This window comes from Epilithonimonas zeae (genome assembly GCF_023278365.1).
Lineage (GTDB): Bacteria > Bacteroidota > Bacteroidia > Flavobacteriales > Weeksellaceae > Epilithonimonas > Epilithonimonas zeae_A.
On the sequence record NZ_CP075338.1, the window covers coordinates 21,285 to 34,226 of the forward strand.

Genomic DNA, 12,942 nt, shown 5'->3' on the forward strand with positions numbered 1-12,942 from the left:
AATCTTAATCTTATGAAACCAAATATATTCAGCTACATCCGAAATCAGAAAAAGCTGGTTCGTTTTGTAATATTTTTTATTTCCTGGAGTCAAGTTTACGGTTATAGTTATGCCAACTATTTCAGTAGAAAAGGCAATACGTCAACAAAAAGATACAATCCAATATATGTAAGTGATAATTCCAATAATATTTTAAAATCGGGGACAGATAAAATTTCTCGCTCGAATAAAGGACAGGAGCTAAATTCTTCTATCGCTCTAAGACATCAAGAAAATATTAGGAAATCTATAACAGCTAATCCAGCATCAGTAGTTTATTTCAATTCTGATATAAAGGAAGGCATAATTGGAAAAGATAAAAACTCTCCTGTTGATCAGGTTTTTGACAATGTATTCAATATCAGTATAGATGAACTTCCTAAGAATGGAACTGTTACATTAGAGTATGATCTCTTTGGAGTTTCTGACTATTCTGGTGTAAGTAAAGTTATCAATGATGATCGTTTTTCTGGTGGATTAAATATACAGCATACTCAAAACTGGACGCATCAATCAGAGCTGATTAATTCAGGAACGTTAATTAAAGGACTCAACACTGTTTTATTTACCATATCGCCTGATGCCAATTATGCCTATAAGGTAAAGAATGTTCGTTTTAAGATAACAACTTCCAAAAATATAATTACTTCCGATAATAATCTGAACACATTATTAAGTGGCACTATTACTAAGGAATTTTTTAAAGGTCAGTCACAAAATTTCTCTATAGGCAATGCTGGATTGGAGACCTTGGAAGGAAGTATTGCCTACAATACAGTTTTCAGTATTACACCTTTAGAAATATTGGATATTCCAGCGATTGCGCCTGAAATGGTCAACGTAACTTCCGAAAAAGCGGGTTATCGTTTTCTTCCTCACGGTCAGCATTTTCAGACTCCTGCAAAAGTATCGTTGGGATTTGATAAAAATAAAATTCCTTCGGGTTATACTGAAAATGATATCAAAACTTATTTTTTTGACAGAGCTTCCAAAAAATGGATAGCATTGGAAAAAGATTCTCTTATATCTGATAAACAAATTTTAGTTTCTAAAACGACCCATTTTACGGATATGATAAATGGGATTATCAAGGTACCAGAATCGCCTGAAACAGGAAGTTATGCTCCCAACAGTATCAAAGATATCAAAGCGGCTGATCCTGTGTCAGGAATTGTAAGTATAGCCGCACCTTCCCCAAATAGTCAGGGAAGTGTAACAACCAGTTTTCCAATTAAGCTTCCAGCCGGAAGACAGGGAATGCAACCTTCATTATCTGTTAACTACAACAGCGACGGAGGCAATGGATGGCTGGGAATGGGTTGGGATCTTTCTATTCCGGCGATTAGTATTGATAGTCGTTGGGGAGTTCCAAGATATGATTCTGCAAAAGAAACAGAGATTTATACCATTGCTGGGGAACAGCTGACATTCAAAGATGGCAATAATTATGTGATGCCTAACCGTAACGAAGGGTTTGATAAAAATAGGCTTCCTGACGGTACGCAATTTTATCCGAGAATTGAAGGAGCATATAATAAAATTATTCGTCACGGAAACAGTCCTTCTACCTATTGGTGGGAAGTGATAAGCAAAGACGGTACAAGAAGCTTTTTTGGAGGCGATGGCATTAATATAGTTGAAAATGCAGTGCTCAGACAGCCATCAACAAATAATATAGGACATTGGGCATTATACAAGACCATTGACCGAAATGGGAATTATACTGAATATTTTTACAATAATAATGTGTATTCCGGTTCTCCTGGTAATGGAGGAAAAGAGATTTATCTTGACGAAATCCATTATGCAAAACACGATGCAGCTCCTACAGCTTATTACAGGATAAAGTTTACTTCTGAAAACAGAACCGATACCCGCATTGATGCCCGATTAGGGTTTGTACAGGTTAACTCAAAAAGGCTTAAAAATATTACTATCCGCGCTGGTAGAATACCCATAGTACGCTCTTATGATTTTAGCTATAAAACAGATAATCAATCTCCTTTTTATAAATCTTTGCTTGAAGCCATTACAGAAAAAGATGCAGAAGGAAGTGTGTTTTATACGAATAAGCTTGAATATAATCAACTTCCCAACACATTGTATACACCAGAAACTGTAATAAATTCAGGAACGGATAATATTTCTGACGCTTCAGTGATTAATGCTGGAAAATCCAAAAATAATAGCTTTGGATTTGCAGCAACCTTTGGTCTGATTTTGAAAACTTCACTTGAAAGCCATATTCCTACATTAAAAAGTGGAACAATTGGGGCGAATTACCAATATGGCGAAAGCGGAAATGAAGGAAAGCTAACCTTGGTTGATGTAAACGGAGATGGATTACCAGATAAAGTTTTTAATAAGAAGAATAGAATCTCATTTAGAAATAATAACAGTACGATTAATACTCTTTCTTTTGGAGATTCATCAGATATAAGTGGAAGTACATTGTTTGATATAGGTAAAACTTACACCAATACCATCGGACTGGAACTAACAGGAAGTACTGCTGATATTATTTCAGTTCACGGAGGATGGTCTAGGTCTACTCAACGTTCTATTACCAAAAACTATTTTGAAGATGTAAATTCTGATGGTATTCCTGATTTAGTTGAAGATGGAGTAGTGAAATTTGGGAAAATTGATTCAGGTACAGGGGAACTGTCTTATACTGTAAATAGTGCCGAGACTCCTAACCCTATTGTTGTAGGAAATCCAATTGGAACTATCGTAACACCAAATTCTGATGAAGAAAAAGAACTTCGTGAGCAGAGTCCATTATTGGATATTGTTAAAGTATGGAAAGCACCTTATAGCGGAGTTGTAAACATTAATGGTATTGCAAAGCTTCTCCAGAGTCCTGTTTCTCCCGAAGATGGTGTTAATATTATGGTACAGCAGGGAAGTGTTGAACTAACAAGATTTACATTAAATGCATCTGCTTTACAACAATCTTTTTCATATACTAACAGGATTGTTAACAGAGGAGATTATATCTATTTCCGTGCAAGTAGCGTTGAAAATGGAAATAAAGACGATGTGCAATTTCAGGATTTCTCTATATCTTATATTTCACTCAAAAGAGCCAACGGAACTACAGTTAGTATTCCTACTGTAAAGACGGATGAGAATAAGATGGATTTATACACATTTAGTGTAAAGAATGACTATTTGTTTACTTCTTCATCGGCGAATGGGGTTCCCTTTGATGGGCAGGCAAAAATTTCCGGATTGCTTCAGGCACCACCATTACTCACTGATGATATCAGATTAGAAGTCTTGAAAAATGGTGTGAATGTACCAGGAAGTCCTGTTATTATACCACAATCAGCTGTAAACTCTATTACAGATATCAACAGTCTTATTCCAATCTTTTCTGTAAATATGTCAGATGATGTTCGTGTTGTATTGGCTTCTGCTACTAATATTGATTGGAAGTTCACCAATACAAATGATGTGAAAATTGTATTTACTGAAACGTTATCAGGACAAACAGTTACAAAGTATCCAATCATCAACAAAGCATTTTATAATTGGGTGAAAAAAGGGGATACAACTGATATCGTTGTTCCGGGTTATCCTTACGTGGGTTCAATGACAGGTAATGTTTATCCTTATTTACGATTTGCAGATCCTTTTACCCCTATAACAGGAAAGTATACTTTTTCTATAAAGCAGTATGATAACAATAATAATTTAAAAGGGGTATATTCAAAAACAGTTTTGCTTAGCAACTTTACTAATCCGTCAGGAATATATGATGGAAGCATTGAAGATCCCTTAAATAGTGCCATTATAATTAATAATCCGCAGGCAAATGATGTTGTGTATATTAGCTTTTATGCAGACAATGATGGAACAAACGTACAGGAAAAGCGCAAAAATAATGAAGCATTTGTTACAAGAACCTTAGAGGCACGGGCAAAAATTCCAAGCGTTGGAGGATTAGTTCCGGGAAATATTTACATACCTGATTATGATGATATTATTAATCCTGACACTCAGCAGACTGATATGGCTACAGATGGAAGATTCGGACCGATGTATCGTAACTGGGGACAATTTTTATATAATGGAGGCTGGGGAAATTATGCCAACGGAAATCCCAACTGGGATCAGCTGCCAATAGACACTTCGGTTTTAGTAGAAGACACAACTTCCTATGACCAGAATAATCCGTCACCTCCTATATATCAAAAACGATGGTTTAGTCTTGCACCTTATTATGGAGTAGATCCTGATGATGAATCTTCTACTCCCGCTATCATCCAAAGATATCAGGGAAATAATTCTAAAATTTATGTCCAGCTTGATAATCTTGGAACTTCCCGTATGGGAGCAGCGGATATTGCTTCTTTATTGGGAAGTATATCTCCTGTTGCGGGTACTGGCGCTTCTGCTCCAAGAAAAATTGTTAAATCTATTAGCAATAGTACTACCATTGGTGCAGGAATAGGTGTGTTTTCATTAAATCATGCCAACTCAGCTGGACTTACTAATGAAACCAAAACAGTAGTCAACTACTTAGATATGAATGGGGATGGATACCCAGATCCTGTAGGAGATAACATACAATATACAAATTCATTGGGAGGTTATAGCGCCGTTACAGGCAATATTCCAGATGGATCACAGTCTCTGCAAAAACACAAAATGACAGGATTTAGTCAGGGAGCAAGTGTTCCGGTTTCTTTTGCATCGGGAGGAATTGTGACCAAATCACAAAAATATGAAACTCAAACAAATGATGGTCGTAAAGTAACTCTTTCAGTCCCTATGGAAATTCTTACCGCTACTCCAGGGCTTAATATCGGGATAGGACAGGATAATAATGATGATGATGGAGCTTATGACTTTACAGATATTAATGGAGATGGTTTACCAGATAAAATATATAAAAATGGCGATGTATCCTTAAACTTAGGATATAAATTTGGTCCTTCTGAAATCTGGTTTTCGGATGGAAAAGGCTATAGAGAAGGTAAAAGTCAGACAAACTCTCTTTCAGGAGGTGTAAGTATCAATGGTGAGCTCAATACATTAGGAGGAGTAATGATAGGTAATGGTAGTATTGGTTTTGGGATGTCCGGAAACAAAACCGAAAGTAATCAGATCACTTATATGCAGGATATAAATGGGGATGGACTTACAGATAAAATTATTAACAGTGGGGGAGGTACATTACTTTATCTCAATACCGGAAATGGTTTTGTGCAATACAATTGGAATGGATTAAGCAATGTCAGCGAAAGCGTTTCAAAAGGTAAATCCTCAAACATAGCAGTTTCTGTATGTCCGATCATAATTACCCCAACTCCGGCGACTCCAGATATCAAGATATGTCTTAATCCCTCTTATAGTTGGGGTACAGGTCAGAGTAATATTACGAGACAAATTACTGATATCAATGGTGATGGTTTCCCGGATATTCTTTCCAGTGAATCGGAAAATGAGTTAAAAACTTATATTTCCACCATAGGCACCACTAATCTCCTTAAAAAAGTAACTCTACCTACTGGAGGAAGCTGGGAGGTAACCTACGAACGCAAAGGCAATAGCTATGAGATGCCACAGAGCAGATACGTAATGTCTTCTGTGGTGGTGAAAGACGGATTTGCACAGGATGACCAATTCAAGCCGGGAGTTTCCAAGATTACAGTTGCGTATGAAAAACCATATCACAGCCGTAGAGAAAGAACCTTCTACGGGTTTAATGAAGTACGTATCAACGAGATCAATACAGCGAACGGTGGAGCCAATGCAACACAGCCCTTCCGTTATACCATTCAGCATTTCAATAATAACTCATATTATTTAAAAGGGGTATTACTGGATGAGACACTTTATGCATATTCAGGAAACACGAAATGGACGGAAAAAATAAACGAGTTTTCTCTTCGCAAAATTCATGATGCTAATATGCTGGAAGCCATTAATATTACCAGAAATGGAAATTATATAACTGTCAATTATTTGCAAAAAGATGATGAGGAAAAAACAGCTTTTAACTATGCATATTTTGTAGCGACAGACAAAAATATTTCCAAGTTCTATGAAGGACAGACGGCTCCTGGTAAAAAGACTCAGACGGAAGTTAAAAGCTATAATAATTACGGAGATATTTTGAAATATACAGATGGTGGTGATCTTGATATCGGAGGTACGGAAACACTAACCACTGATATCGACTATCAAATCAATAACAACGGTTCAAATTATATGATACTTCCAACTACCGTAAGCTCTGCTGCTACGGGAGTTTCCAGAGCCAGAACAGCATCTTATGACGCTAATGGAAACCTTAAAACGCTTACAATGACAGGTGGAGGAAATCCTGAATATAAGTATGATTATGATGTTTACGGAAACATCCAAAAAGCAACCCTCCCACAGAATGCCAATGGCGAAAGATTCTGGCATCAATATACCTATGATGATGGCTTTTTTACTTATCCAATAAAAGTACAAGACGCCTTTGGCTACAGTAGTACAACAGAGTATGATTATCGATTTGGATTGCCAACCTTCACCATTGATATGAACCTGCAGCCTACGCAATATACGTATGATGCAAAAGGACGTTTGGCTACAGTTACAGGACCTTATGAATTGTTCAACGAGATCCCGTGGACTATACAGATGGAATACAATCCTGTCACCAACGCTCCTTTGAACGCTACTACAGCACAGTCTTATGCGGTGACAAGACACTATGATCCGGAGATTACAGGCAATACCATCAATACCATCAGCATTGCGGACGGTTTGGGTGCAGCAATCCAATTGAAAAAGTCAGCAGAAATTTATTATGACGGATTTGCTCCTCTAGATCCTCAGTATATCGTTTCAGGAAAGGTACAGCAGGATGCCTTTGGACGTACGCTCAAAACCTACTACCCGACAGTTGGCTCTACTAATATCTATTTGTATGACCCAGCGGTTGATACCGTAGAACCTACCATCAATACATATGATGTAATGGATAGGGTTCTCACTACCAAACTACCGGGCGAGCAGCTCTTCAGTAAGGTGCAGTATGACTTCGGTACAGACCGATTGGGTAGACCGATGTTCCACACCAAGTTTACAGACGAGCTGGGCAGCATCAAGCATAATTTTGTGGACATCAAAGGGCGTACAACCACTGTTCACGAAGAGAGTAACACTGGCGACATCGTCACCAGCTTTACCCACGATGCCATCGGACAGTTGATAGAAGTCAAAGATGTAGAAAATCATCTTACCACAAGTGTCTATGATGATCTGGGAAGACGAACCAGTATGACGCAACCGGATAACGGCACCAGTACTTTCACTTATGATCCTGCAGGTAATCTAACCAGTAAGACAACAGCAGAGAATGAGATTGTAACCTACCAATACGACTACAATCGTCTTAAAAGTATCAGTTATCCGAATTATCCGGAAAATAATGTTGCTTATTACTATGGTGCGGCTCAAAATGCATCTGCGGCAGATGAAAATGCTGTAGGTAGATTATGGTATCAGACAGATGCTACGGGAACGCAAAGATTGAAGTATGGCAAACTGGGTGAGTTGACATCGCAAAGAAGATCAGTAGCGGTGCCGGATGCAGGTGTCTTTTGGTATGGAACGGAATGGGAATATGATACTTGGAACCGTGTTAAAAACATCACTTATCCTGATGGCGAAAAAGTGACTTACCATTATAACACTGCCGGTAACCTTTCTGCTATGGATAGTGAGAAAGACGGTTTCTACAAACGATATGTAAACCAGATAGGCTACGACAAGTTTGAGCAAAGAGTTTACCTGCGCTATGGCAACGGAACCATTACCCGATACGAATACGAGAACGAACGTCGCCGTCTGCTCAAGATGAATGCAACTGGTGGTGGACGTGCAAAGCATACCTTTATGGACAACTTGTACCAGTATGATGTTGTAAGCAATGTGTTGCAAGTACATAACAATGCGCCTGTAGCCCCAACCGGGCTAATAGGTGGTGGTACCAACTATGCCTATGGCTATGACGACCTATACAGATTGACTTCTGCCAGCGGAAACTGGAAAGGGAAAACCGAGAGTGGTGCAGACCTTCGTCATCGTTATACTTATACAATGGCGTATGATAATATGCACAATGTGATGAGCAAGGTGCAAAAACATGAGACTGCACCAGGCAATACTGGTAATAACTGGACAGCAAGATACAATACCTCTTATATGCTTAATTATAAATACGAGGGGGATCAGCCACACGCACCAAGCACAATAATAGATCAGCCGAATATTGTACCTACAACTACCTGCTGCGACCCGAACGATCCTGGTGTGAAGTTTATGCATTATGCTTACGACAAAAAAGGTAATCCTACAGGTATAGACAAAGAAACCTGTACAGTAACAGAAGCGGCAACTACCCATATCTGGGACGAGGAGAATAGGTTACAAGCAGTAGATACCAATCCAAGCACACCAGAGGCAGATGGCATAACAATGTATACCTACGATGCTGGTGGTGAGAGAGTAGTGAAACAGGTTTATGCTGGCAGTTATTTGATTAGATCCCCATTTGGAACTATAGAAATACCTTATTATGAGCATACCATTTATCCTAACGGTCTGGTTTCTATGAATCTTAGTTTTGACAGACGTGGCAATACGTATAGAAGAAATTATACCAAGCATTACTATGCCGGTACGCAGCGCATCAGCGGGGCATTGGGAAGTAGTGTTGCTGTAGGAGATTTCAATTGCAACTGGCTTATTATACCATTTGGAAGTGGAGCTGCTCCAATTAATGAGAAAGATGTAACTTTGCAGAAAAAGGCAGATGCGGAGGCGCATAGAGCAGCGATTTTTGAAAAGTTTGGTATTAATGGGGCAGATTATGGACAGAACGGTGGGTATAATGAACAATGTGCAACGGATTTCTCTGGTGTAGAAGAAAAAGATGTTTATTGGTATCATCCGGATCATTTAGGAAGCAGTTCTTTCATTACGGGTATTGATGGCGAAGTAACCCAGAATATGGAGTATTTCCCAAGTGGAGAGACCTTTGTAGAGAACCATCTTAATAGTTACAATGTACCATATAAGTTTAATGCGAAGGAATTGGATGATGAGACAGGATACTACTATTACGGAGCAAGGTACTATAATCCTCGCATAAGCTTATGGTTAGGAACAGACGCTCTTGCTGGGTATGATCCGATAATGAATACAGAGCATTATATTGATGGGGAACATAATGGAGGTGTTTATAATTCTGGCAATCTTAACCCGTATATTTACACTTACCAGAATCCGTTGAGATTTATTGACCCTAATGGTAAACAAGTTGACGTTACTTTATTTGATATTAACAAAACACCTGGTGATGCTACATTAGTTAAAGCTGGACAAAAAATGCAATATGTACCTAATTCATTTACTATCATAGCCCACGGAAATGTTGGTTATATGAGAGATGTAAAACAAGGAAAAAAAGTTGAGGGTGAAGCAGGGCAAATCAGAAATACTAAAATGTTTGATGCTAGGTTTAATAGCTATAAAGAATGGAATGAAGGGAAAAATAAAAAAGGATTTAACTTAATTTTGTATTCCTGTAACACAGGAGGAGGTGGAGAAAATTCCTTACCAACAAAACTTTCTACTGATTATCAGAAGCTGACAGTAATAGCACCAACTAGACAAATGTGGTCAACAGTAAACGGTTTTGTCGGTGTATATGGAGCAACAGAAGAACATAAAATGGATAAAACTGATCCAGGTTATTGGTTGGTTTTTCAAAAAGGAAAATTAGTTGCAGCGTATGATTCCACCTGGGAACCAGGTAAAAGTACTAAAGGGCATAAAGTAGATATTAAAAAAATTCCTGAATCTCATTACAATGGGCCATATGATAAAAAAGACATTAAGAAAAAATAAAATATTATTTTTTACATCACTTTTCTTTTTATTATTTTTTTCTTGTGAAAACAAAGAGAAGCATAGTGAAATTTTGTATAAAAATCATATGCTGAAGCAAAATGTTTTATTAAAAGGTGATATTAAATCATATAATAAACTTTATAACTACTATGAATATGAAAATAATTTGGATGAGCTTTTGACATCTTCTATTATTATGGCGAATAAATATAATGATTCCAATGCACAGTTTCAGGTATTTACCATAATGATGAATGCTTTTTATGATTCAGAAAATGATAGATACATTTGGGATAAAGAAAGCTTGGATATTGTTTTTTCATACTTGAAAAAAGCTGTATTGGCAGGTAATGCTAATGCTGTAACCAACTTAAAATTTCATACTTCAAATTATAATGATGAGTTAACTGTAACGATAAAAAAAGATGCTAAACTAAGTAAGTATGTTGAATGAAGATAATTGGTAATGCTTCAAAGATTAGTGATATTGCAATTTCAATATTTAACTGATTGAAAATCACGTAAAGTTTAGGTAATGTTTCACAGTTAGTGATATTATAATTTTAATATGTAACTAAATGAAAATCAAATAAAGTTTAAATTGTTTTTTCAAAACGAGGGTGGAGATTTATCCATCCCTCGTTTTTTTAACCTATAAAATATATCGCAAATGACTGGGTTTCATTCTTCGTGTAGCAGAGTTAGTGATACTCATATTTGTCCCTTTTGCTATTCTTCCAAAATAATCAAAAATGGACATACCAAAACTCATAAACAGCAATGTTTTTGCAAAACCTGTCTCAAGAGATTTTTGAATTATTATACTTACAAAGCCTGTTACCCTACTATAAATCAGCATATAATTGCTTGTACAAAAGAAGGAATGGGTATCCGTTCCATTACAAGGTTTTTACAAATTTCTACGACCACATTGTTGCGCAGATATTTACAGATTGCCAATACCATAAAATCTCCTGCGATTAGATATAATCAGGAATATGAAGTAGATGAGTTGCGTTTTTACATCCGGAAAAAAACAAATCCAATGTGGCTGGTTTGTGCCCTGGAAAAAAGTAAAAGACAAATAGTTTCTTTCTATGTTGGACAGAGGAATAATACAACGCTGAATGCAGTTGTCAAGACTTTACTATTTTCAAATGCTAAAACTATTAATACGGACAAATTGCTGAATTATAAATTCCTGATTCCAAACTCAGTTCACAGTACCAGGAGATTTGGAACAAACCATATCGAAAGATTTCATTTGAACATCCGTACCCATCTCAAACGACTTAGTAGATGAACAATATGTTTTAGTAAAAAAATTAGAATTCTTGTCGTTATTCTTAAAATCTATTTTTGGTCAGGATTTTAATAACATTCGCACTATCAAAACAATAAAAATTATTAACATAAAAATTAAATCGATGAAAAAAATTATTCTATTACCATTCATTCTAATTACCGTTGGAATTTCTGCACAAAAAACTTATCCTGCAACTGTTTATCTTGCTAATGGGACATCAAAAACAGGAAGTACAGCCATAATCAATAATACCACTTCCACCATCAAACTGAAAAGTAATAGCGGTCAAGATTCAGAAAAAATAAAAAGAGATGATATTACCAAAATCAATTACTATGATGAAGTGGTAAAAGACTCTGTTTCGTTTTTACATTCTGATTTTATTGTAGACTATAAAAAAAGTGGAAAACCTATAATAAAAAGAAGTTGGATGCGAAAAATTTATTCAGGAGCAGATGTCTCTGCCTATGTATATGAAACGAACTATGCTGGTTTTAGATCTGCAACCAGCGTTTATACCGCAACATCGGTACAGAGTTATTATTTGAGACATAAAAATGAACTTCCAAAATTTATTTTTTATACACATAATGGTTTTAATTATTTTAATAACAAAGCATATACTAAAGTAATAAACACACTCGTAAAGAATTTTTTTGATGATTTGTGTCCAGACGTTACAAAAGCTTATCAAAATAATGAAATTATATTAGTTAGTACACCTATTCCTCTTGTAAACTATTATGAGCAAAAATGTGTGAAATAATTTTATTACAAATCATTGAAGCTATAATTCCAAATTATTCAGGTATCAAAAAAAGTCATACCAATGAAAAAATTATTCTATTGTCATTCATTCTAATTGCCGTTGGATTTTCTGCACAAAACTATACCGCAACAATATACTTTGCAGACGGAACAGTAAAACAAGGAAGCACCGATGCCATAGCAAACGGAATGAAGAAAATCAACTTCAAAGAAAACAATGCCCAAAAATCCGAAAAAATTCAGACTACAAGTCTAAAAAAGATAGAATATTATGATAGCAAAACGCAGGAACCGGTAATATTCGAAAGATTGGATTACATCGAAGGACATAAAAAGAAAGGTACAGTACCTAAAATTCATAATAATTGGTTACGAAAAGTTAAAAAATCTGGAGATATAACGATATATATTAAGTAACGGATATTATAATTTTGGGACAGGTAATATGTTTAATCCCAAGGATATTCAAAGTTTTTATTTCCAATATAAAGATGAAATGACAAAATTTGTCTATGCGAATATGTCAGATCCTATTATTTGTAAAAAGAAATGGATGGGATTTTTCATTTCAAAATTTTTCAATGAAATATGTCCAGAATTGATAAAAGATTACAATGATGATAAGTTAAAAGTAGATGACAATCCCGATAGCGTGGATTTGCAATCCGTGCTGTTATAGTTTTTCAAGGATTATAAAGATGTTGTTGCATAGTAAATGGCATTGCACCAATTCCTGCTTCCAAATAGTCGCTGCACAAAGTTTCTTGACTTTGAGTAACAATAAATAGAACAACAAAAATCCCTAGGCTGGTGCGAACATCCCGCTTGTGACAGCTTTTACAACAATCACAATTTAAAAAAAATTATAAAATACCAGTAAAGTACAATGTAATAGAGCAAGAACCTAC

Annotated in this window: 6 protein-coding genes; all 6 read left to right on the forward strand. The window is 36.1% G+C overall.

The genetic code is table 11. The features are described from left to right. Nucleotides 1–12 precede the first annotated feature (12 nt). The 6 genes from KI430_RS00085 (at nt 13) to KI430_RS00110 (ending at nt 12,713) form a co-directional block, all read left to right on the forward strand. Nucleotides 13–9,957: a SpvB/TcaC N-terminal domain-containing protein gene (locus KI430_RS00085; RefSeq protein ID WP_248876270.1), complete on the forward strand. Its 9,945-nt coding sequence runs from the start codon at nt 13–15 to the stop codon at nt 9,955–9,957. Next, a complete protein-coding gene (locus KI430_RS00090; protein ID WP_248876271.1) occupies nt 9,929–10,414 on the forward strand; it encodes a hypothetical protein in 486 nt (161 codons plus the stop codon). The genes KI430_RS00085 and KI430_RS00090 overlap by 29 nt, the downstream gene beginning before the upstream one ends. Before the next feature lie 216 nt (nt 10,415–10,630). Further along, a complete protein-coding gene (locus KI430_RS00095) occupies nt 10,631–11,263 on the forward strand; it encodes an IS1 family transposase (RefSeq protein ID WP_317231438.1) in 633 nt (210 codons plus the stop codon). Nucleotides 11,264–11,387: 124 nt separating this feature from the next. Then, nucleotides 11,388–12,032 (forward strand): hypothetical protein, encoded by a 645-nt coding sequence (locus KI430_RS00100; RefSeq protein ID WP_248876272.1) that lies wholly within the window; start codon nt 11,388–11,390, stop codon nt 12,030–12,032. Continuing rightward, nucleotides 12,020–12,451 carry a hypothetical protein gene (locus KI430_RS00105; RefSeq protein WP_248876273.1) on the forward strand — a complete coding sequence of 144 codons (432 nt, stop codon included), beginning with the start codon at nt 12,020–12,022 and terminating at the stop codon, nt 12,449–12,451. The genes KI430_RS00100 and KI430_RS00105 overlap by 13 nt, the downstream gene beginning before the upstream one ends. A gap of 79 nt (nt 12,452–12,530) precedes the next feature. Next, nucleotides 12,531–12,713, forward strand: coding sequence for a hypothetical protein (locus KI430_RS00110; RefSeq protein ID WP_248876274.1), 183 nt, complete (start codon nt 12,531–12,533; stop codon nt 12,711–12,713). Nucleotides 12,714–12,942: the final 229 nt, after the last annotated feature.